This is a genomic window from Serratia marcescens, from assembly GCF_006715005.1.
Taxonomy (GTDB): Bacteria; Pseudomonadota; Gammaproteobacteria; order Enterobacterales; family Enterobacteriaceae; genus Serratia; species Serratia montpellierensis.
Genome location: NZ_VFMJ01000001.1, coordinates 4,127,638 through 4,151,275 on the forward strand (window position 1 = coordinate 4,127,638; position 23,638 = coordinate 4,151,275).

Genomic DNA, 23,638 nt, shown 5'->3' on the forward strand with positions numbered 1-23,638 from the left:
TGTTATGGCTCGATTGAGACTGTGGCATCTCTTTCAGCAAACATTAACACAATGTTAACAACATGAAAAGGATCGTAAATGAAAATGGGAAATGGGATGGTTGTTGAAAAAAAATATCATGGGGTAGCGTAATAGGCGGTGTGATCACTGTATTGGCCGTGTCATTACTGTTGTCAACGCTGGGTACAAGTCTTGGGCTTTCCATTGTTGACCCGGCTTCGGACGATCCGGTAAATGGAGCGGGAACCACCGTTGCCGTCTGGTCTGCAATCTCGATTATTGTCAGTCTTGCCATCGGCGCTTTCGTCGCCGGTCGTCTGGCAGCAAATGATGGTCTCATTCATGGCTTCCTGGTGTGGGCTACAGCGCTCATTGTTGCTGCAGTTCTGGGAACCTTGTTGGTTGGCTCAGCCGTTAAGATGACTGGTAATGCGCTCGGCGCCATAGCTTCTACCTCAGGTAGCCTGCTTTCAGGTGCAGGCTCTGCGCTTGGAAACGGTGCTTCCGGAGTGACAAATGTGGGAAAAAATCTCTTTGACCAGTTGGACATCGACACAAAACTTGAGCCGGAAAACCTAAAATCGGATGTGGTAGCTGCATTGAAAAAGAGCGATATACCTTCGTTGCAGCCAGAATTTATGCAGCAGCAGCTTAATGGTGCTAAAGCGGATTTGAGTGATGCGATTAAGGCTTTCTTCAACCAGCCTGATAGCAATGACGCTATCATACAGAAACTTATTAGTAAGCTGAAAAAGCGCGCGGATGCAATTACTCAGGATGTCAACCAGGACTCATTGAAAAAAGCGCTGAGTGAAAACACCGACATGTCTCCTGCAGAGGTTGATAAAACAGTCACTAACTTGATCGATACAAAAGAAAAAACAGCTCAAATCGTTAAGCAACGTCTCGATGAAGCAGAAGCGAAAATTAATGAGGCGAAGCAAAAGTATGCCGAGCTTAAACAGAAAGCACGTGAGCAGGCTGCCGCAGCTGCAGATGCATTGGCGCGTGCGGCTCTGTGGTCATTCTTTGCCTTGCTTCTTGGAGCAATCATCAGTGCGTTGGCCGGGTTATGGGGCGTAAAGACGAATGCCCGTCATATTCGAAGCTGATAGGCTGGTTTAGCGTTATCAAGAGATCTAATCAGATTGAGTGCAATTTTAGCTATGTTCATGCTGTTAAGGAGAGACTTATGAGAAAATCGCTAATGTACGCTGCGACCGTCATTTTTTCCATCATGGCCCTATCGGGATGCACACGTTCAAGTTATGCCATCTATACACATGACGGCCGTACTATAGTCAGTAAAGTTAAACCGGCCCAGACCAGCGCAGGCTTGGTAGGCTACACCGATGCTAATGGCGTCAAACAGCAAATTAACCAGTCTGAAGTGAAAGAAATTTCAGAGATCCCATAATGAAGTTAAGAGGATAGAAGTAAAATAAATTAGTTAAGTAACAGTGTTATTTTTTAATGAAGCCCCTTATTACAAGGGTCTTCATTAATCAACAGAACTGATTGGTATCTATAGTTATTAAAATGTTACACCCATCATCCAACCATTAAGATGCCGTCTAAGAAACCACTTTTTTATAGAGGGATTCTCATATAAAAAGATGTAACTAACTTTAATGGAATAGGTTTGGAGCGTGCTTTATTCTTTTAATAAATTAAGGAAAGCCTGGTGAATAAATACAGCCTGGCAATTTTACGATTTACACTGATGTTTATTTTTACGTTAATTCTTGTAGGTTGTCCTGAAACCCCTAATAAATCTTTGCGGGAGCAGGTAAGGGATGCTGAAAAGGCTTCTGGATATAGCTCAGATCCTGCTGTAATTGAAAAATGATGAGGTTAATATGGTTCGTGCAAACTCTGGAAAGTCGATCTCATCCTAAACGTCAATACGCCCCGGATGAGACGACTACTCCCAATATCAAATTGGCACGACCCATCCATCCCCAATAAGGAAATCATGCCATGGATAAACAGGAATACCGGCTGTACCTGGCCATGTTGAAGGCGCGCGGCGAACTGGCGCGCAAGGCAATGGCCGACAACGCCCGGCGGCGCAACATGCTCAAAGCGCATCGTCAACGACGCTCTGACGACATCAGGTCATTGTTGGCCTGGAAAGATAGGGATGTCTCAGTTGACGGGTTACTGGCCAGCGATGAGGAGTTGGAAACTCGTGAACGGGCGTTTGGCAAATAATGCGAAAGCGTAGGCAGCTGGCTGAAGGCGATAATAAGGGGGTTCTACATGGGAACCCCAGATTTTTCGAAGGCTGAAACAGACTAGGGGCGGTGGTTCAATCATGGAGCGCGAGAACCTAAACCAGCCTCTTGTCTTGTTATCTGAACAGGCGGATCCGTTGACGAATAAATTTCATTGCCCCCCATGCGGCCACAGCTCTGCGTGGCCATATGAACAGACGACTTGGTTTAGATTTGAGCGCATACAGGGCGGCTATCCCGATACCGGGAACGGTAAAAGCCCGGCAACGGTATAATGCCTGCCAGCCGCGATCAACGGGTTCCGACAGTCTTAGCCAATCACTTTTTAACAGGCTCAATATCTGTCGCTGTTGTGCTATTTGTTGCAACAGTTGTTGTTTACGGTTTTCCCTGAGTTCCCTGACATTCATGCTTCATCCCCCTTAAGAATGCTCAAATCCTTACTGAGTTGTCTGCGGGTCTCTGGCAATATTCTGCTACGGGAAATTATTTGTCTGATGAAAATGCTCGAAGCTAATGCGAGAACAATAAACATAGCGGAAGCCCCCCCAGTACCATGAGGCGATGTTCCGGTGAGGCTAACAACAGAATAAACACCAGAAGGGATATAATACCAAACGCAGTGAAAAGAAGGGTCAGCCCCACCATTATCAGGAGATGGGTAATGCGGCTTTTCTCTTCTTCCAGCTCAACGGCTACAAGCTCCAGGCGGGTATGCAGCGTTCCGGTAAGGGCGGTAAATACGCGGCGAATAGTGTCTATCAGGCCACGGGAGGGGCCCCGCTGCGGATCATTCATTTTTCTCATAACGGCGTCCTTCTGTTTTGTACGACAGGGCTTCTTTGCCACTGTGCTTCATCACTGACCGGCGAGCAATAGCTCTGCCGTGTTTTTTAAATCGCAGCCCAGAGAGGTTAACGCGAAGTTTAATCCGGTATCCCCGGACAGGCCGGGGAATCGAGTTAATGGCCTACTTTTTCGCTTACCGCGTCACCCGCCTGTTGAGCGGCTTCTTTTGTTTTATTCCAGCCTTTTTCTGTGGTTTCCTTGGTCCGGTTCCAGGCTTTCTGTGAGTTTTCCTTTACCTTATCTGTCGCGGTTGCTTCTCCGCCGTTTTTGAGCCGGTTTTCAGCCTGAAGTTGTTTCTCCTCCAGCCGGTTTTTTGCCTTGTGAGCCGTTTCTTCAGCACGATTGGTGGCCTGCTCAGCCTTCTGCCCTGCTTTGTTTTTTAAATGTTCAGCATTGATAGATTCGGCCAGAGCGCCTGTTGATACCAATGTTGCAGAAAGGATAACCATATTTAATATATTCATTTTTAACTCCTTTAAATTATAGCAAAGCGCCCGCTATCAGAAAAAGCGGGCTTTGCGCCCGCGTTTATCTTATTTACGGCCAATGAGCAGACCAATCAGTAAGCCAATGCCCGCAGCGATGGAGATCGCCGCAAATGGATTGTTTTCCACATTATCACGTACGACTTCAGCAGCCTCCTGAGCTGCCTGACTCCCCTGTGCCGCGACTTTACGGGCCGCTCCTTTTACCTGGTGCCCGTAATCGTCGGTCAGTTCACCGTATTTTTCCTGCGCTTCGCCAGCAACTTCTTTTACTTTGTCTTCAGCTTTCCCAAACATGATGTTCTCCATAACGGTTATGACTCAGAATATTTAACCAGCTTTATTTCGCCAGCATAAACGTTATACAAAAACTGTGCCAAATACTCAAACACACGCTATAGCAGCTTTTTTGATAGCTAAGCATGAACTGCTTGGTGCTTTTGACCATAATATAATCAAATTGACCACAGTATTCTTAGTGTAAAACCTCTAGCCGAAAATGTTGGCGGTTTTGGCGTAACCCTCGATAAGGAGAGATTGTATGGGTGCACAGTATTATTGTCGTGGTAACACTTCGCCTTATGTTGCTTTGCCTGCTGATAAAACAGCTCTTCGCCTGGAGTCGCAGGGGCTGTGGCGGCGTGCCGCCACGCGCTGGCAGCAGGTACTGCTTCGTGAGGCAGACGACCACGTGATAGAAGCGGTGCTGCAGCGCCTGCGCTATTGCCTGGCACGGGCGCCAGCACAGGTCCGCCGTGTCAGTGACGGCACCGCGCCGGCGGGCGCGACGCTCGTGGCGAGAAACGGCATGCCGAACGACCCGGATCTGTGGCGAATGGAATAATCAAACAGGAAGGGGTTCTACGCCGGAACCCAATTTGGGTGATGCGGCGACCGGAAGATCCCTACCGATCACAATGTCGAGGCCGAGCGGACCGGTCGGGATTGTTGCCCTTGTGCATTAGCACCTTTGCTGAACGCCTTCTCGGTGGCGGTAATGGCGCTTACAGTGCTTTAGCGCGACTTGGCCACGTCCTGTGTTAGCGGGGTCGTGATACATTGCTCATTGGGCGTTCTCCTCTGGTCGGAAACGAAACGTGTTATTATAACCACACTGTATGTATAACCAGTTCAATATAAAACCGACGAGGAATGGTAAGGGACTATAGTGAGGTCAACCGCGAGGTGGGCACTAGCCCCACATTTTGAGGTGAATATTTTTACCGGCGATGCGCACAGGTTATCCCCCAAATTTGTGGATATCGTCTTGGCAGCAGGGGACGGCGCCGTTGGCGGAATATGTGAACCGTGACGGTAGCGGTATTATGCTGGTTCGAGCGCTATGGTGTGGTAGGCTGACGTGCTGCCCTGCCGGCGCGTACACAGTCCGTACTCGGCCATCACATGCATAAACCGGTCGGCGTCACCGATCACCCGAAATGTGACAGAGTGCAGATGGCGACCGTCCAGGGCAAAAGCGGCGTTCAGCGCCGTTTTTTCGACATAGAACCCGTTATGCTGTGACGGTGTCGGCACGACGCCGGACTTCCACTCTTTCGCGTCCAGCAGATAATTGTCCCAGCCCTGGTCTTTCAGGGTTTCAGAGGCGTAGGTGAGCCGGAACATGTCGGACTGAGCGGCCAGGTTGCCGCTGCAGAAACGCCACAGGTATTCCAGATGCTGGCGCAGGTGACCAGCCGGGCCGTGCTTACGGCCGCGGTCGAGTAACCACTAGATATCAATCGCCACGCTCCTTGGGAAGCGTTTTTGCTTTTGGGCGATGGCCAGCCAACGGATCAGGAACAGGTTTTCGGCATAGGGCGTGCCAGCCCCAGTGCCGCCAGGGCGCAGAACGCCAGATGGCTGAGCGCTGAGGTGGTGTTTTCCGGGGAAACGGATGCGGTTTTATCTGTCAATGGCTGTCCTGCCCGTCGACGCAAAGGATTAGTGGCGAATTTGGGCCAGGTCGTCAGCTGTCAGCCCGGTCATTTGCATCACCGAATCGCGATCGAGGCCATTGGCCAGCATGGCACGGGCAATTTTCAGTGAGGCTTCACGCTCACCTTTTTCAATGCCGCGCTGTTCACCCAACTGGATACCCTGCTCGATACCATTCTCGATACCTTTTTGTTTAAGCTGTTGTGCGATAGTCATCAGTTCCTCCTCATGTTGCGGAACCCGCAGGGCCAGTTCGCGGACAAATGCCTGCGCATCCTCGGATTCACCGGCCTGGATAATATAGTGTATCAGCGAAATCACCTGGGGCGAAGAGATAGCCGGCCAGCAGAATGGCGGACAGTCTGTCGGTCAGTTCGGTCAGGTCGCGCTGACGGATATGTTTCTGCAGCAGAGTCAGGGCGGCCATGCTGCGGTGGCCCATGATCTCTTCGTCGGGGATGACGGTCACATCAACCAGCGGAGAATGCCGGTGTACAGTTTCCTGGCCAGCGTCGGATCATCAAACTCCTGCAGCCAGTTAGTCGAGTAAGGGTATGGGCTGCGTTTGCCGGTATAGAAAAGTATCGGGATGATCAGCGGCAGCGATTTATGGCCGGCGTCGAGGTGACGCTGCATGGCGGCAACGGCATATCGAATGAGGCGAAACGCCATGTGCTTATCCGGGCTGGACTGGTGCTCGATAAGGACCATCATGTAACCGTCAGCGCCGGCGGTGGTTTTCAGGCTGTAGAGCACGTCGCTGAAATACTGGCGCAGGTCATCTTCGACAAAGGAGCCGGACTCCAGCTTCAGCGTGCTGAGGTTACAGATGGCCCGCAGGTCGGCCGGCAGGTGTATGTCCATGAAGTCACGGGAAATTTCAGGTTGCGTCAGAAATTGTCGGAAAGTGGCATCGCCCCATTCCCACTCGAAACGCAACAAAACTGTAGTGGCACAGTAAATTTGGCCACCTGATTAAAGGTGATATTCTCACCTCAACATGAAACAGGTGACTTAATGAACAAGAGAACTAAGCGTACTTTCACCCCTGAGTCCAGGCTGGAATGTGCACAGCTGATTGTTGATAAGGGATACTCGTATCGGCAAGCCAGTGAGGCGATGAATGTCGGCTCTACCACGCTTGAGAGCTGGGTACGCCAGCTCAGGCGAGAGCGTCAGGGGATCACGCACTCTGCTACCCCCATTACTGCAGAGCAGCAACGTATCCGCGAGCTGGAAAAGCAGGTTCGCCGCCTGGAGGAACAGAATACGATATTAAAAAAGGCTACTGCGCTCTTGATGTCCGACTCACTGAACGGTTCACGATAGTTGCCAGACTGAGTGACAGCCACACGGTTGTTACCCTTTGCTCCGCTCTGGGAATACATCGTAGCAGTTGCCGATATTGGCGAAAACGACGCGATACTGTCAATCCAGCGCGAGTCAGGTTGTGCAGCGAAATACGCCAAGCATGGAACCAGAGTCGGGGCTCTGCTGGCGCACGCACTCTGGCTGAAATGCTGACTCAGAACGGCGTCCCGATGAGTCGTTACCGTGCCGGGCGTCTCATGAAATACCTGAATCTGAGTAGTTGTCAGCCCGGAAAACATCAGTATAAAAATGCCCGTCAGGAACATACATGCTTGCCGAACTTACTCGACCGTCAGTTCGCTGTGCCGGAGCCAGACCGTGTATGGTGCGGAGATATTACGTACATCTGGGCAGGAAATCGCTGGTGCTATCTGGCAGTTGTCATGGATCTTTTTGCCCGCAGAATTATCGGCTGGAGTCTGTCAGCGAATGCCGATACAGCGTTGGTAAGTAGTGCCCTACGGATGGCCTATGAGATGCGTGGCCAACCCCGGGAGGTCATGTTCCATAGCGATCAGGGAAGCCAATATACCGGCCTTAAATATCAACAAGTTCTCTGGCGTTACAGGATAAAGCAAAGCGTCAGTCGGCGAGGGAACTGCTGGGATAACAGCCCAATGGAACGCTTCTTCCGTAGTCTGAAAACAGAATGGGTTCCGACAAATGGTTACGCAGGGAGTGATGAGGCCCGGCGTCAAATCGGCGGTTATATCCTGAATTACTACAATAGCGTCAGACCTCATCATTACAACGGGGGGCTAACGCCGGAAGAATCAGAGAACAGATACCGTTCTTACTATAAAACCGTGGCCAGTATTACTTGACCACTACACTGGTGAGAAATGCCCGCTCCGGCACGTATTTTATGGGGACGCTGTACGGTATTGCCACGATCAAGATGCATGGCATGGCGGAACGCCGCATCGCTCACTGGCTCAACCTTGAAATCGACACCATCAACACCGATATCCAGGTAGCCAAAATAGACATGCTGTTTGGAGGGATCAACACCTTCGTGGAGGCCTGCGACCTGGTCGTCATACTGTGGCTGAGCACCAGCCAAGTGATCGACAATCTGATGACCATCGGCATGTTCGTCGCCTTCGGTGCCTTGCAGGGGCAGTTTTCTGTCCGTATAGAGTCGCTGATAGAATTTTAACTGCAGCTGCGCATGATGAGCCTGCATAACAAACGCATTGCCGATATTGCTCTACCTCCACGAGAAAACCGTAAACCAGACCTTCCCTAAAGGAATTATCAAGAAAGGTATCCCGCACTCAATTCTTAACCTCCGTAATATAATAAGAGACGGAAGTCGATGCGATCCCTTCTACAACTCCCTGAGACAGTTTTATCTTCTCCGCGTCTTTTGGACGTAAGTATCTGGCATAATCATTACTAAAAAGAATTTTTTCAACGTCCTGACGTGCCAATGTTGTACAACTACCATAGATGCTTTTAAAATATTTGTTTCCGTCCTCGACGTCCTTTCTTATAAACTCGACGTCATTCGGCCTGATCCACTCAGCTTTGAGGTTTGGCGATGCGGACGGATGTAACATGAAGGATGCATCAGGAAAAGTATATCTCTTCGGCGCACCGCAATAGACTAATGTCGCTGAAGATGCCGTCATACCGGCATTAATAGTCTCAACCGGAATCTTAGATCCTTTAACGGCTTGATATGCCAAATATCCGCTTTCCATACTACCGCCAAAACTGCTGATGAATAATTTAATAGATTTTGCGGCAGGGTAATTCACGTTGATCTCATCGAGGGCTGAAATCAACTCAGCCACCAGTGTCGGAGTTACATCACCGTTATAGACAATTTTAACCGTATCTACGTTATCCGGTTTTATTTTATCATTTTTTACCCAGTGCATCTCCGCATGTGTAATAGCAGGAATAACCAACGCAAGTACAACAATTGACGTTCTCAACATAGCTTAATCCTTTAGGATTATAAACAATAATGACCCACTAGGATAATCATCTTATTTCTCGAAGATAAATAAATTTTTTTTCATACACATTCAAGCCAAACTAACTCCTGGCAGCGGGACACGCAAATAACTTATTGGATATTCTCGCAACGTGTCAATACGTCTAGAACCCGATATGTGGAGCGATAGCTCATCGATATTACGCCGCGTATGCTGAGACGCCGAAGTATACGGAATTTTTAGAGCATGCTCATTAAAATATAGGTTAAATTGTAACAAGAGAATCCTGTCCCTTATCTTTATGTACAACACCATCATAAAAAAAATACTCAATCCAAATACCTTGATTTAACAAAAAGCCAGCAACGAAAGGCTGGTTCTGAACAACCACCAATACCTTATTCGAAAATGCACCAGGCATAACTGGTTATAGCTTACATACTGGGTAACGTTCTGAACAACACTTTAAATAAAAAAGAAATCAATTGAACCACCAAGCCACTGCAATGCAAAGAGATTATTTATTAAATATAACCAATTTAACGTCTAAATTAATTACACAAAGCTTATATTTAGTGATAAATCTTATTTGTAAATTATATTAACTGTCGCTGTCGTATTAATTAACCCCGAGCTCATACTATTGATTGTAAATGGATAGTAATATGCAGCCATACGGATAGAAAATTGCGCATCCAAGGCATTGCCGGCTCCCACATGAAATAATGAAGTCGCCGTGCCTGGCGTCACGCTGGAAAGCGACAGCGTGACGGGATTATTCGGCGAAGCCATCTTGACCAGCCGGATGCCAATGCCTTTTGCCGCCTCAGGGCTTTTATCAATCAAAACCGTATTATCCGAAGACAACAGATTATTGCTGGATAAAAACATAGTGATATCCCGATCGGCCGTGCCGCCACTTTGCCGATTCTGACAGCTGATATTCAGCGTAAAGGGCGTCAGGCCATTTTGCGCCCCCTGAGTAATCTGCGATATCCCCAGCGTTGGCAACTTCACCGCCAGGCCGGCATTGTCGAAAGTGCAGGTCGTCATCTTGGGCGCATACTTGATGGTCATCGGCTGTCCGTACATATCGCGCTGCTCGTAAGGCCAATTGAAGTCGTTGAGCAGCCAGGTCAAGATCTTCAGCAACTGCTTGGCGGGCCATAAAATGATCTCCAGCAAGGACATCCCGCTCAGATCGGTCACGAACATCACGTCCTTTAGGCTAACCGTGTCGCCGGGTATCGATTTGCCCGTCTTGCTGACCAGACTGAAACGAATATTCATCGGCTGATTCAATTCCGAAGCGGAGTGCGATCCCCAACCGCTAAGTTTTTTGTTGGCGATGTCGTTGGTTATTTCCGCGCGTATCCAATATTTACCGTTGTTGAATCCCAGGATGGTCGCCTTTGTGCTGTCGGTTGACAGGATGCGCGTATAGCCGAATTCGCTGCTCGAGGTTGAACAACTGAATGAACCACTGTATTGCGTATAAAAACTGCCTTCCCAGACCGGTGTTTTATCGCTGAGCTTATCCGACAAATCGACGTAGATAGGCGGCGCATATTGGATGCCGTTGCCGTAGCATGAAGCGTAGCTGTAACCGCTGAACAACAGGGACAGGGTCAGTGTGAGTATCCTGAGCATGGTGTAATTATCCTTTTATCGACATGTGTTGGCTGCGCTGTCCATCGAGATTTTCGGGCGTTCAATCTTGCAGACACCGTCATTCAGCCTGACCTCCAGCGACGTTGGCTGCTGCTCCCCCCGCAGATACAGGACGCTGGCCTGCCCGACGAAGCCAATGGCATGCCCGCTTTGATCCGCCACCTCCGCACCAAATGGCAGGGGCTTATTGCCGCGCTTAAAGGCGCGCAGCGTATAAGGCCGACGCTGATCGGTTTCGAATCTCAAATAGTTGACGGCGCCGGCATAGGGCACGCTGTGTACGATATTGCCGACGATCTCGGCGCCGGAACTGTTGCCGGTATCCGACAATGTCACGGAGTTTTGCCGGTAAGGCGTGGCATAAGGCACCAAAGCCAGCCCTTCGTCGTTAGTGACGATGCTCTCGTCGCCGTTCACCATCAGCCCTTTGGCCTTGGGCGCGTCCACCACCATCATGGTGTTGCCCATTTCGTTGGACGCCAGCAAATGCCAAGGGATCGCCACCAGGCTGCCGCGGGCGCTAATGCCCAACTGTCGATAGTCTGATGATTCACTGTAAGAGCCGCCGACAGTCGTCGCGTTGGCGCGATAGGCGGCATTCATGCTCGCCATGCTGTTACCGCCGCTTTGATTGCTGCCGGCAAGCGCATAACTCAGACGGTTTGATTCCAGCGCATTGCCGCTCAGGCTCAGCGAACTTTGCTGATAGTGCGAATCGGTGGCGGATAAGCTGGTGCTGAGATAGGCATTGTTGTCGAACATCGACAACGGCACACTCAGAGAGAGATAAAACCGCGTCTCTTCTTTGCGATCGGAGTTTCTCACGCGACTCGCGGAAATGTTGTAACTGACGCGCGCGAAGGCGTTTGAGTACCCGAGCTGGTATTCCCGGCTTTTATTCGTATCCGACCAATAGTCGCGCTGGGTGCCGGAGAAATAGAGCGTGCCCCACCCGTCTGCGAGCCTCTGATTCAGGTTCAAATTGAAGGTATTGCGCGGACGAGCGGTTCGAACGGCGTCCCAGGTATTCAAATCCAGCGGGGCAAGCTCATCGTCATCCCGATCGTTCCAATAATCGTGAAAGCGCTTGTCACGCTCGCGGTAGCCTTGATGGGTGTAGATGGCATCGTTGAAACTGTAATAACCTTTGGTCGAATAACGGTATGCCGCCAGCGTGAAGTTGGTTGCGGTAGCGTCCAAAAACTTGCTGTAGGCGATCCGAAAACTTTGCCCATTCTCATTGCGATCCTGCAAATGCGTCGAGGCCTGAGTCACATCGACGGATACCGCGCCGAACGGCAGATTCCAGCCACTGCCCAGCAGCCAGGCGCGATAGTCCTCGCTGAGGATCGTACCGGCGTAACCGGTGACCAGATTATTGAAGCCGTACTGCAGCGTGCCCTGAACAAAAGCGGGCGCATAGTCGGTATCCGTCTGATTGACCTTACCGGCCACCAGGCCGTATTTGCTGACGCCCTGCTTCAACATGTTGGGAACGGCGGAAAACGGCACGGTAAAGGATTGTTCCCGCCCGTCGGCTTCCCTGACCACGACCAACAGATCCCCCGCAGAACCGGTCGGCAATAGGTTGTCCAGCGTAAAGGCGCCCGGCGGCACGTTCTCCTGATAGATGAGGTTGCCGTTTTGCAATACTTTCACCAGGGCATTGCTCTGCGCCACGCCCCGTACTATCGGCGAAAAGCCCTGCTGCGAATTGGGCCGCATGTTGATATCCGAGGCTAAAGCGCCGCCCCGTACCCGAATCGAGTCGAACAAATCACCCGGCGAATAGAAATCGCCCATCGTCAGGTTCGATTTGATGGCGGCGAAGCCACGCTGCACATAGCGAGTATTATTTTGCCAATCGCTGCCTTGCCGCGAACTGCTGCGGAAATTGCTGCTGTCTCTGAATTGCCAACCCGCCAGATTGACCCCCGATTCCAAACCGGTATAGAAATCGTCGTTTGACGCCTTGTCGCCCTGCAACGACTGCACGTGGTAATAGGTGGTGTTATAGGCCAGCAGCAACGCAGGCACGCCGCGATCCCAAAATTTGGCATCAACATAGCCGGCCTCTGCGCGAATCACTCGCGACTGGGGCACCGTCAGCTTAAGGCTCAACGTCCCCACATCGAAGTCCGCCCTTCCTCCTTGCACCAACGTTTGGACGGGGATCGGCCCCTTGTCCACCCCGATGGACAAACTACTCATATCGATGCCCAACAGGGCGGCGTCACGATGGGCGATGCGAATATCGCCTTTATGTTCGCCAAACTGCAACGAGAACCGCCCTTTCCAACTCTGGTTGACATACACGTCGACCGTTTGCGTGCCTGCCGGCATGTCATTATTGAGGTAAAAACGCGACAGATCGGATTCGCTGGACGCACCGGCCAATAGAGAAGTGTCGAATTTCATCGCCGATGCTTTATTTAACGGTATGAATACAGATGCGGTCAGTATCGAAAGCAATTTTAGTTTAAGCTTCATAGCCGTTCTTCACGTTAGCGGGCTGTAATGGCTTTAGATTTATAAGCCCCCAGGTCGTCGATATAGAGCAGGGTGTAGGGAATATTCCGGCTCACGCCAACTTTGGTCGGGGCAAAGAGGCTGGAATACGGCCCAACCATCACTGAATCGACCAACAGATTCTTTTTGCCTTTCTGATCAACATTGGCCAACGTAAAATAGTAAGGGCCTTTGTTGATAACCTTAAATCCCTTCCCCTCCGCCTGGAGTTCAATGAAGTCGGTGATGTTATTGACACTGCCGGTTAACCCTGCCGGGCGATAAAATAGCTTGATACGTGATTTGATGGCTAATTGCAGTGTATTGACGCCCTGCAAATTCTCCGGCGTAGGCGGGATATCCAGCACATTCAAATAAAATACCGACTCACGATCGCCGGGAAGCGCCGCGCTCATTTTTTGTATGCGTAATTGCTGGCCATTATTTCCGGCAACTTTCACAACCGGTGGGGATAACAAGAACGGCACGTTTGCCGTTTCAGGCGTCGAGTTTATATCACCGTCATCAATCCATGCCTGCACCAGTGCCGGATCGTCACCATTGTTGACTAACTGAACGATAACATCCTTGTTTTTTTCCGGATAAATAACGCGCGTTCCATTAATTACAATATTGGCATCGGCGCAAAAGCTGCTGAGAAACAATCCAGCAAAGATTAAGCACTGTTTCATAGTCACCCCAGAAGCCAGGCCTTTGCCTTGGGCGCAGGCCTGGCTTAATAGCAATTACAGGTAAGAAATGGTGTAAGTCACGTTGGAACTCAATTCCCCCACTTTTGCTTCCAACGCATTGGTCTTGTAGTAATAGGCGTCCAGCGTCAGCGTTTCGGCATCCGGCGCCGTTTTATCGCCTTTGATCTTGGTTACATAAGGCACGTTCAACGGAATCGGCGTGGATGAACCCGGCTCAGCCAGAGAAAAACCGACGTTTTTCGCTACGGCGGCGTCGCTTTCATTCACGGAGCTGTTCAGCAGATATTTCCCGTCGGTAGAGATATTATTCGCCGAAGAGAAGTAGATCTTCAGCGGTGTACCGGCCGTTCCCGCCGCCGGCGTGCAGCCGGAGAACGTCAGCGAGAAAGATTTCTTGTTTTTGGTGATGGGGCCGACCACGGTGCCCGCATCAGTCACGGAAATCGGGCTGAGCGCAACGGTAAAATCGGCGCTTTTCCCGCCATTGATGGTACAAGTGGTATCCGTAACGGCACCGCTAAACGAAATAACGCCACCGGCGGAATTATCTGCTGCCATTGTACCAGCAGAGGTTAGCATGGCAGTCAACATAGCCAAGTATATGCTATTTTTTTTCATTTCCAACTCCTTTGTCAAAAGAATTTATTTATCGTAATAGGTAATTATGTCAATTAGCACACATGATTTAACCAACTATTTCCAAAGTATCATTAAAATTAACTTACTGCATGACGCTCATTAAAGTACACCTCCCCATTTGATCCCCACCCCTCTCTGGCTTGTTAAAAATTCAAACCGCATTTAATTTTAATATTACAACCAACACTAACAACCAAAATGCAAATGATAATAGGAACACTATCAACCAAGTATAGCGTCGTATATTTCTCATTTCCTCCAACCTTACACATATAATATTGAAATTGTTAGCGCGCTTAAAAAGCATAACAATATTAGTGAGTTTTTTTAATTTTTACTATTGGCGCAAGTTAAAAAAATGCCTTTTAAAGCCCATGCTGATTCGACTATTTCTCTAACATTATTACCTTCATCAATTGACAAAGCCCTCATTACTACCTATTAAAACAAAAACCTGCAACTTTAACTTCGTTATTCACATAGTAACTTAGTTATCGTTGCAGGCTAAACTTATGAACTATTGCACTATATTAGTGTAGCAATAATAATTTAAATAAAATTAACTTGCAGAATAGAATATCACACATAAACATTATGCTGCAGATAGATTATGATTTATATCGTTGAAGACATCGTTATGTAAATGTGAAGCATTTATCCAGTCAGACCCCACTTCTTTGTTAAGTTTAACAGTAGCATCGCTCTTGTCTCCGCCTGGTAATTTATTTAGTGAAATCATTCCATTATCTTTTACTAAAGATTTTACTAATGAAATATTTTCATCAACATCTTTTGGCTTATCTAGGGATCTTGACTCGATTGCATTCTCCTTAGAACCCTTAAATAGATCACCTATGAAAGGAATCTTGCCGAGATCTGGCAAGGATGGTATTTTTTCAATAATGGTAGTAATGGCTTGAGCAATTTTTGTAAATGGTTCAGCTATAGCCTTCACTCCGTCACTTAACGAAGTAACAACATCTTTTATAGTCCCTCCGATATCTTTAATTGGGGATGTGATAGCACTGAGTGCGTCAGTGAAAACAGAAACTGCTTTAGACGCAATATTGACAGTTTTCTCCAAACCAGAATGTATATCATTTCCCATCTCTTTTATGAAATCCCAACTCCCCTTAACGGTTTCTTTGACTTCATTTATTATTTTTCCTGGAATTGAGGCTACGGTTTTCACACTATCCCAAATAAATGAGCCAGCATCCTTGATCCCTTCAAAGATTTTCCCCGGTACCGAAGCGACACTCTTAATGCCGTCCCAGATGAATGAACCGACATCCTTGATCCCTTCAACGATTTTTCCCGGTACCGAAGCGACACTCTTGATACCGTCCCAGATGAATGAACCGACATCCTTGATCCCTTCAACGATTTTTCCCGGTACCGAAGCGACACCCTTGATACCGTCCCAGATGAACGAACCGATATCCTTGATCCCTTCAAAAATTTTTCCCGGTACCGATGCGATACCCTTGATACCGTCCCAGATGAATGAACCAACATCCTTGATACCTTCAAAGATTTTTCCCGGTACCGAAGCGATACCCTTGATACCGTCCCAGATGAATGAACCGACACCCTTGACTACGTCCTTGATCCCCTCAAAGATTTTTCCCGGTACCGAAGCGACACCCTTGATACCGTCCCAGATGAACGAACCGACACCCTTGACTACATCCTTGATCCCCTCAAAGATTTTTCCCGGTACCGAAGCGACACCCTTGATACCGTCCCAGATGAACGAACCGACACCCTTGACTACATCCTTGATCCCCTCAAAGATTTTTCCCGGTACCGAAGCGATACCCTTGATGCCATCCCAGATGAACGAGCCGACACCCTTGACTACATCCTTGATCCCCTCAAAGATTTTTCCCGGTACCGAAGCGACACTTTTGATACCGTCCCAGATGAACGAACCGACACCCTTGACTACATCCTTGATCCCCTCAAAGATTTTTCCCGGTACTGAAGCGATACCCTTGATGCCGTCCCAGATGAACGAGCCGACCCCCTTGACTACATCCTTGATCCCCTCAAAGATTTTTCCCGGCACCGAAGCGACACTCTTGATACCGTCCCAGATGAACGAACCGACACCTTTGACTATATCCTTGATCCCCTCAAAGATTTTTCCCGGTACTGAAGCAATACCCTTGATGCCGTCCCAAATGAACGAGCCGACCCCCTTGACTACATCCTTGATCCCCTCAAAGATTTTTCCCGGCACCGAAGCGACACTCTTGATACCGTCCCAGATGAACGAGCCGACCCCCTTGACTAAATCCTTGATCCCCTCAAAGATTTTTCCCGGTACTGAAGCAATACCCTTGATGCCGTCCCAGATGAACGAGCCGACACCTTTAAACATGTCATAAATACCGGAAATTACTTTCCCTGAAATAGTGGAAATATCTTTGATTAAACTTGATATGAACTCCATCAGTTTTTGGAGCATACCTTTTTCAGGGTCCGGATCCGGTTTCGGCTCTGGGTCCGGTTTCGGCTCTGGGTCCGGTTTCGGCTCTGGGTCCGGTTTAGGCTCTGGGTCCGGTTTAGGCTCTGGGTCCGGTTTAGGCTCTGGGTCCGGTTTCGGCTCTGGGTCCGGTTTAGGCTCTGGGTCCGGTTTCGGCTCTGGGTCCGGTTTCGGCTCTGGGTCCGGTTTTGGCTCTGGGTCCGCCTTAGAACCAGAAGAGTTTTTATGAGTGGCTATGGCAATTGCACCAACTCCTGCGGCTATTAAAGGAATAACCCAAACGGCAGGGTTGATATTTTCGCTATCAGAGATAAAGGCCTCGTCGAAAGAGCTTAGCTTTGAGAAAGACAGGCCCGCAAAATTCTCAGCATCGTATTTTGCTTCATAGAGTGAATGAGAAACAGCATCCTCAAAAACAAGTTTTATATTGGAGTTGTTTGTTTTTTTAAAAAAATCATTTATTGTTAATTGCTTGCCGTTTTTATCATATATTATTAGACTAGTCCCCGTTTTTTTTACACCGGCTATATCCCCTGGAGATATTCCGACTTTAACTACGCTAGCTGAGGGAGGGACTGATACAATATCTTTATTAACTACTAAGTTAGACTTAGCCTTTTTAGAGGTGTAAGCCTCAAGTTTATCCATCATAGCGTGTTCTCCTCTGAGATGGCTTATATAATGATGATATATTTAAAACAACACAACACTTTAATATAAGTGATATTTCGATTCGATTTGTGATTATTAAAAAAATTAAATTCCTTCCTCATTACTTTGATTTCTTTTGAAACTATCAAAGAGCGTTGATACTCCCTCCATATTAAAGATAATTGCATCCTTCATTAAAACAATAATATCAATAGGGTTTTTAAACATATCATTCAACTGAACAAAAGACAGCTTTGCCTTTTCTTTGTTATCATTAATATAGATTACGACACCTTCATCCGTTATTCTTTTTGCCCATTTCTCTACCGTTTTCCCATCAATGGTTTGTGACAGTGAACTAATAATTGACATCACCTCGTTATCAGGTAATTCATCACCGTTTAATATATTACTTAACTTACCATTACCAATGCTATTAATCACAGGAACTAGAAATTCTTTTTGAAAGTCAGCAATGAAAGTCAAACGTTTCCAAGGTTCTAACTTTATAATGTAAAACTCTTTACCTGAGATACAAACTTTATTATATTCACTCGATTTTTCCATCTTTAAATCCTCTAATCATCTCTCTCTAAGAGCTTCATTTACTTTATTAAAAGGTTTTACCAAATAATCTAAAATAGTTTTACTTCCAGTTCGAATATCAACGCTAGCAATCATGCCCGGGCTGATGTAAAAACGCTTTCCCTTTATTTTTTCAAGATAGTCCTTAGTTGTCCTTATATAAACTCGATAATATAAAATGTCAGGCCTTTGCTCATCTTTAATTGTATCAGGCGATATAGTTACAACTTCTCCATCAAGCCCTCCATAAATAGAATATTCATATGCAGTGATTTTAATCCTCGCGGATTGCCCAGGGCGAATAAATGCAATATCACGAGGAGAAATTTTAGCTTCAATTAGTAAACTGTCGTCCAAAGGGACTATATACATGATAATGCCATTAGGAGATATAACACCATCTATAGTATTAGTAACTATATTTTTTACTATCCCACGAACAGGAGATCTGACCGTAGATTTATATAACAAATCATTCTTGCCGAGAATAACTTGACTCAGAGAACTTATCTCTGTTGAAACTTTAGATAGTTCTTCTCGAGACTTTAAATAATACTGAGAGATAAGGTCAGCCTCTTTCATATTTAGATCAACTAACTGTTTTTTCAATCTAATAACATCAACAGAACTAGACGCTCCTAATTTTGATAACTTAGAATTTATATCTAACTCTCTTTGTAACAGAAGCCTTGAGTCCCTTAAGCTAACCAATGAGTCTTCAAAGTGTTTTTTCCTAGACTCAAAAAGTCTAGTTTCAGCTTCAATTAGCTCTGCTTTTTTTTTCAAATCTTCTGGGAAAACTATCTTTGTGCTGTTAACTTCAGCCTTAAGGCGTGCTTGCTGGGCTAGTAAAGCATGATATCTTTCAGTTGTTTCTGAGACTGATGCTTGTGTCCTGGTCGTATCCATCTGTACTAAAGCTTCACCGGGCGTAACTATTTGTCCTTCTTTAACATATAGCCTCTTTAATATACCTCCATCCATGGATTGAATTATCTTCTCTTTAGAGCTAGGAATAACCTGGCCATTACCTTTTGAAACCTCATCAATCTCAGATATATATGCCCATAAAATTAAGAAAGACAAGAAAAATATAATAATAGCTAGAGTTAATTGTATCTTCCCCCTTTCCCCTTTCTTACCTGAATAGCAAGCTATATAATCATCTACACTGTCCGCTTCTGAATTCAAATCTTCATTTTTGAAAAAAAAATAATTTATTGACTTTAACTTTTCTTTTATTGCAACTCTATTCATTTTAAATCTGCTAAAGAGTTGCGATAACATCCTTTTTTTTCTCATCTAAAAGCATTTCCCCATTTGAAACTACTATGACTCGATCCACTAACTCTAGAATTTTTTTTCTATGTGTTGCGATAATAACAGTCTTACCTTTTAGCCAATCTTTCATATTATTAACAAACTCGTCCTCTGTAAGCTCGTCTAGTGCTGCAGTAGGCTCATCTAATAAAATCACACTTGGATTCCTTAAAAGTAAGCGGCTGAGTAATAGTATCTGCTGTTGCCCCCCAGACAACCCGCCACCACCTTCTTGAAGAAGATAATCTAGCCCATCGGGAAGTTGATTAATGAAATTAATTGCACCTGTTAAACTTATAGCCTGAAAAAGATCTTCATCCTTACATAATGGCATACCTAATGTTAAGTTTTCTCTTATGGTGCCATAAAATAATCTTGAGTGTTGAGTTAGATACCCAACATCTCTACGAACGTCAGATGGGTCAATATTATATAAATTGATGTCGTCAAGAATCAATTCTCCATTTGTTTTAAGCATCATGCCTGCTAGAGCACTCAGCAATGATGATTTACCAGAGCCATTTCTACCAAGAAGCGCGATCCTTTCACCAGGCTTAATATCTAGTTTTTTTATCTTTACAGCGGCCATAGTACTCTCATCATTGTGTATGAAAGCAGCATCACGAATTTTATATTTTCCATAGATTGCCGGTTTATGTACCATTCTTGAGTCTTCTTGATGATCAACGGGCAATTTCATTATGTTATCAATGCCAGAGATAGCAACTTTTGTCTGTTGCCATCGAGTAAGTATATTTGCTATTTGAGATATAGGCGCCATCATACGGGAGCTGAGAATTGATGATGCTACTAAAGCACCTGTGGATAGTTTCCCCTCCATCACAAAAGGTGTTCCTACCAATACAACACATACAAAAACACTATTTTGAATAAAAAACGACCAAGTTGTTAGAGTATGTGTTAATTTTTTTATTTTTATTGAGTTGTCTGCAGTTGCATTAGTGTAATGAAGCCACTGCTGTTGAAATCTATACTCTGCTTGCAAATATTTTATATCATCAAGCCCTTGTACTGTTTCTACTAAAATAGCATTTCTTAGACTAGATTCTCGCATAGATGAATTAGCAAGAATAGAAAGTTTTTTTTGAGAAAGTAATCCAGGTAAGACCATCAGTACCATCCCCACTAATGGCACTAAAAAAACAATCCCCGCCAAAGAGTAAATAACAGCTAAGAATAAGAAGAAGAAAGGTAAATCTGCAATCGCTATGACTGTAGACGAGGTCATCATTTCTCTTACTTGTTCTAATTCACGCAATTGAGATATAAACGTCCCGGTGGATTTAGGACGATAACCATTTTTAATCCTTAATGAGCGACCAAAAACCCGATCTGAAATTATTAAATCGGCTCTCTTACCAAGCATGTCAATTATACTATATCGCATTATCCTCAAAAGAAAATCAAAAACAAAAGCCAGTATAACTCCAATAAACAACACCCACATGGTTGGAATTGATTGAGCGGGAATTATTCTATCATAAGTCTGCATCGAATATGTTATTCCAGCCAAACCAAGGATATTTACGAAAAATGAACCAAGTATAATTACATAATATGGTTTTAGATTAGGGAACGCAATTTTCCAGGCCCAATGTTTTCTGAACGGTATTATATACTTATCTGAACGAGGGTCTTGTTGAGTTTTTATAGGCCGCAGTGTAACAATACGACTAACTTTCGAGTTTATATCATCACGACCAACAACTGATACTAATCCATCATCTTCGATAAATGATATAATGTAATTGCCTTTAGAATCAATACTTTTAAGTATAGCTAGCTGTCCATTGCTCATCTCAAGCACCTGAGGAAAGAGCCAAGTATTGAATATGTAATCCTTACCACTATCTATTTTTAGCGAAAGCCCGGCTTGCCTGGCCATATTTTTAATTATCTTCTCCCTTCCTAAATTATAACTCCATAGTTCAGTTATTAATATATTCTGCTCTGAAATATTTAGCCGATAATGATGGGCTATTTGAACAATAGCCGACCTCCAGCGGGTCAGGAAATATTTATCCTCCGCTTCTTTACTATCTATTACATCATCTAGGAAATCATTATTCATTTACTCTTCCTTTATAACTCTTTCTTTGTTCGTTAGTTTTCCTGTTTGATATAAACATTCAACGGAGAAACTTATTATATTATATTTGCTGTTAATTATGTCTATGTTTGTCTGATGAATCTCAGCCTCGGAATTAATTAAATCTGAAAATGACCGATTACCTAGCTTTTCATATTGTAGTATATAAAGATCTCTGGTACGCACTGCATCTTTTACTCTATTTATTTTCGCATCTAAGCTTAGCCTTGAATTACGCACTTGACTAGATGCTTCTGTTATTTTCGACCTTGCATTATATAATTCGTTATCCCAATTATACCTTGCTGCATATAAGGCTTGTTCCGACTGCCTAACTCTTGATGAAGTAGCACCACCTTGATAGATTGGAACTTTAATATCTAAAAACACTCCAAACTTATCACGATTATAGTCACTGTTATATCGACGTTCTTTGCCTTGCCTATCTAGTTGATATTCATAGAACGGGCTAAGATATATGCTGGGATAAAACTCTGTATTTGACAAGTTTACTTGACTCTCAGCAACTTCTATTTGTGACTTTGCTGCTAGTATTGCTGGTGAATTATTTATATTTTCCAAACTATTTAAACATATATCATTATCTAAAACAGGAAACTCCACGAGAATTGATTTTGAAACATGAGCATTAGTTATATTATCTAGCGCTGATGACCAACGATTATATTGCGCCTTGTAATCATTTAATAAAGCCACTGAGGAAGCCAAGCGCACTTTTGATTGAGAATAATCGGATTCCGCACTTGCTCCTAGCTCAGAGCGTAATTTTGCGATTTTATTTATCTTATTAAAACCTATGAGTTGCTCTTCTGCTATTTTATATAATTTTTTATACTTCACCACTTGTAGATATATTGTTACCGCTTGATATGCAATATTATTGATTTCTTTATCCAACTCATTTTCAGAATGTAATGCATTTGATTTATTCAACCTTACCTTATACTTGGTCTTTCCAAAATCATAAATAACCTGTTCTGCTGCCATTTTTAGTTTGTTTGTATTTTCATTCCCACTACCATAATCGTTACTTTGCAATCCAGATTGAATACCTACATTGAAAGATGGATAGTAAGCAGCCATAGCTTCATTTATCGTTTCTCTAATTCGTTCAAGATCACGGCTAGATCTTTTTATAGCAGGATGCCAACTTATTGCCATATCTATCACTTGCCTTAAATTATAATAACCGCTGGGCTGTTGATATTTGATTGCTTTGCCGCCACCTTCACTTAATCCATTATTTAAGTCAATTCGTTCTTCTTCATAGTAGCTTAAGTAATCCTTATTTCTTGACTTTCCCTTAAAAATATCACTATCAGTGCTTTCATTTTTATTCGCTGTATTCTTTTTTGAGCTTACCTCATAATTTTTAGATAAGATTTTAGGGTTTTCCTTATCCTTTAACGGCAAAAAATTTTCGTTCAGTGATTTTTCATCATCAAAAACCACAGGATATATTACATCATCCTTACCATTGGCTTTATAAGAAAAAAAAACAGGTGACACAATTAACAAACCAATTAGCCATCCTTTATTTTTTCCATACTTATCGCCTATGTATTTATTCGAGATTAGTTTCATAGTTGCGGATTCAGCCTGTTTATAAAATTAAAATTTATATTATAGATAAGTAAGAGATGATATATTGGAGAAATAGCAAAAAATTATGTTCACTTCTTTCACAATACGGGACAACACTTTAATTCTCATACTGATAACAATAAGAGACAATTTCAATTTGATTTACATATGCATCTTCTTACTTAGTCCACTTTATAATCACTATGTATTTATCCCATAAACTCAAATTTCAATACCAGCTTTTCATAAACCGATTGCACACCACATCTTTTTTATTCTACCCCCGTTACCTTATTCGTACCGCTTATACTACGGTTGCTAACCAGCCAGATCCGGCATGATTACTGCCCCAGTCGGCCATGATCCTGAGGCATGATGTCACCGGGTCTGGTGGTGCGATGGTAACCGCCAATAGGAGCCTGGTCAGGCACTTTATGCCGGGACCGTCTGTAACGTGGATGCCGGTACCAGCTCCCCGTGGTTGTCTGGTTAACCCGTATAAACAGGGGGACAGAATGG

Annotated in this window: 21 protein-coding genes and 2 pseudogenes; 7 read left to right on the forward strand and 16 right to left on the reverse strand. The window is 45.2% G+C overall.

The genetic code is table 11. The features are described from left to right. Positions 1-158: 158 nt before the first annotated feature. From FHU12_RS20100 to FHU12_RS20110, 4 genes are all read left to right on the forward strand, one after another. A complete protein-coding gene (locus tag FHU12_RS20100) occupies positions 159-1,112 on the forward strand; it encodes a YrzE family protein (RefSeq protein ID WP_260440743.1) in 954 nt (317 codons plus the stop codon). 80 nt (positions 1,113-1,192) lie between these two features. Then, a complete protein-coding gene (locus FHU12_RS20105) occupies positions 1,193-1,417 on the forward strand; it encodes a YgdI/YgdR family lipoprotein (RefSeq protein ID WP_042785961.1) in 225 nt (74 codons plus the stop codon). Between the two features lie 267 nt (positions 1,418-1,684). Further along, positions 1,685-1,849, forward strand: a complete 165-nt coding sequence (locus FHU12_RS27200) for a hypothetical protein (RefSeq protein WP_185742330.1) — start codon at positions 1,685-1,687, stop codon at positions 1,847-1,849. A 131-nt stretch (positions 1,850-1,980) separates the two neighbouring features. Next, entirely contained in the window at positions 1,981-2,214 is a 234-nt protein-coding gene (locus FHU12_RS20110; RefSeq protein WP_042785960.1) for a hypothetical protein, read from the forward strand. Between the two features lie 139 nt (positions 2,215-2,353). Here FHU12_RS20110 and FHU12_RS20115 read toward each other — a convergent pair whose 3' ends face one another. The 4 genes from FHU12_RS20115 to FHU12_RS20130 all read right to left on the reverse strand — a co-directional run bounded on the left by FHU12_RS20115 (position 2,354) and on the right by FHU12_RS20130 (position 3,868). After that, positions 2,354-2,647, reverse strand: coding sequence for a YqjK family protein (locus FHU12_RS20115; protein WP_141971378.1), 294 nt, complete (start codon positions 2,645-2,647; stop codon positions 2,354-2,356). A gap of 103 nt (positions 2,648-2,750) precedes the next feature. Next, positions 2,751-3,044 (reverse strand): phage holin family protein, encoded by a 294-nt coding sequence (locus FHU12_RS20120; RefSeq protein WP_260440744.1) that lies wholly within the window; start codon positions 3,042-3,044, stop codon positions 2,751-2,753. Positions 3,045-3,199: 155 nt separating this feature from the next. Then, positions 3,200-3,550, reverse strand: coding sequence for a hypothetical protein (locus FHU12_RS20125; protein WP_141971380.1), 351 nt, complete (start codon positions 3,548-3,550; stop codon positions 3,200-3,202). 69 nt (positions 3,551-3,619) lie between these two features. After that, a complete protein-coding gene (locus FHU12_RS20130) occupies positions 3,620-3,868 on the reverse strand; it encodes a CsbD family protein (RefSeq protein WP_042785957.1) in 249 nt (82 codons plus the stop codon). A 244-nt stretch (positions 3,869-4,112) separates the two neighbouring features. Between FHU12_RS20130 and FHU12_RS20135 the strand changes: the two genes are divergently transcribed. Beyond that, positions 4,113-4,415, forward strand: a complete 303-nt coding sequence (locus FHU12_RS20135; protein ID WP_042785956.1) for a PerC family transcriptional regulator — start codon at positions 4,113-4,115, stop codon at positions 4,413-4,415. Positions 4,416-4,894: 479 nt separating this feature from the next. Here the strand turns inward: FHU12_RS20135 and FHU12_RS27460 are convergent, their stop codons facing one another. After that, the gene (locus FHU12_RS27460; protein ID WP_260440745.1) at positions 4,895-5,197 is read right to left on the reverse strand and encodes a hypothetical protein; all 303 of its coding nucleotides are present in this window, start codon (positions 5,195-5,197) and stop codon (positions 4,895-4,897) included. Between the two features lie 318 nt (positions 5,198-5,515). After that, positions 5,516-6,451 (reverse strand): annotated as a pseudogene (locus FHU12_RS20145) (Rpn family recombination-promoting nuclease/putative transposase). Between the two features lie 39 nt (positions 6,452-6,490). Between FHU12_RS20145 and FHU12_RS20150 the strand changes: the two are divergent. Together FHU12_RS20150 and FHU12_RS20155 are read left to right on the forward strand one after the other, a co-directional pair. Next, a protein-coding gene (locus FHU12_RS20150; RefSeq protein WP_141971382.1) for an IS3 family transposase occupies positions 6,491-7,704 on the forward strand; the annotation gives its coding sequence in 2 pieces (ribosomal slippage) (positions 6,491-6,785 and positions 6,785-7,704; 1,215 coding nt in all). Between the two features lie 5 nt (positions 7,705-7,709). Beyond that, positions 7,710-8,126: pseudogene (locus FHU12_RS20155) on the forward strand (ABC transporter transmembrane domain-containing protein); the annotation flags it as partial. A 31-nt stretch (positions 8,127-8,157) separates the two neighbouring features. On the opposite strand, the gene FHU12_RS20160 reads toward FHU12_RS20155, so the two are convergent. From FHU12_RS20160 to FHU12_RS20205, 10 genes are all read right to left on the reverse strand, one after another. Beyond that, positions 8,158-8,826: an ATP-dependent Clp protease proteolytic subunit gene (locus FHU12_RS20160; RefSeq protein ID WP_141971384.1), complete on the reverse strand. Its 669-nt coding sequence runs from the start codon at positions 8,824-8,826 to the stop codon at positions 8,158-8,160. Between the two features lie 585 nt (positions 8,827-9,411). Further along, positions 9,412-10,476, reverse strand: a complete 1,065-nt coding sequence (locus tag FHU12_RS20165) for a fimbrial protein (protein WP_141971386.1) — start codon at positions 10,474-10,476, stop codon at positions 9,412-9,414. Positions 10,477-10,491: 15 nt separating this feature from the next. Continuing rightward, complete coding sequence (locus FHU12_RS20170) at positions 10,492-12,987, reverse strand: fimbria/pilus outer membrane usher protein (RefSeq protein WP_141971388.1); 2,496 nt, start codon at positions 12,985-12,987, stop codon at positions 10,492-10,494. Positions 12,988-13,001: 14 nt separating this feature from the next. After that, a complete protein-coding gene (locus FHU12_RS20175) occupies positions 13,002-13,697 on the reverse strand; it encodes a fimbrial biogenesis chaperone (protein ID WP_141971390.1) in 696 nt (231 codons plus the stop codon). Positions 13,698-13,751: 54 nt separating this feature from the next. Continuing rightward, entirely contained in the window at positions 13,752-14,336 is a 585-nt protein-coding gene (locus FHU12_RS20180; RefSeq protein WP_141971392.1) for a fimbrial protein, read from the reverse strand. A gap of 613 nt (positions 14,337-14,949) precedes the next feature. Then, a complete protein-coding gene (locus FHU12_RS20185) occupies positions 14,950-17,499 on the reverse strand; it encodes a phage tail protein (RefSeq protein ID WP_141971394.1) in 2,550 nt (849 codons plus the stop codon). A gap of 105 nt (positions 17,500-17,604) precedes the next feature. After that, entirely contained in the window at positions 17,605-18,066 is a 462-nt protein-coding gene (locus tag FHU12_RS20190; protein WP_141971396.1) for a phage tail assembly chaperone, read from the reverse strand. 15 nt (positions 18,067-18,081) lie between these two features. Further along, entirely contained in the window at positions 18,082-19,371 is a 1,290-nt protein-coding gene (locus FHU12_RS20195) for a beta-barrel domain-containing protein (protein WP_260440746.1), read from the reverse strand. After that, a complete protein-coding gene (locus FHU12_RS20200; protein ID WP_141971398.1) occupies positions 19,352-21,496 on the reverse strand; it encodes a type I secretion system permease/ATPase in 2,145 nt (714 codons plus the stop codon). The genes FHU12_RS20195 and FHU12_RS20200 overlap by 20 nt, the downstream gene beginning before the upstream one ends. Then, positions 21,497-23,119, reverse strand: a complete 1,623-nt coding sequence (locus FHU12_RS20205; protein ID WP_141971399.1) for a TolC family protein — start codon at positions 23,117-23,119, stop codon at positions 21,497-21,499. Positions 23,120-23,638 lie beyond the last annotated feature (519 nt).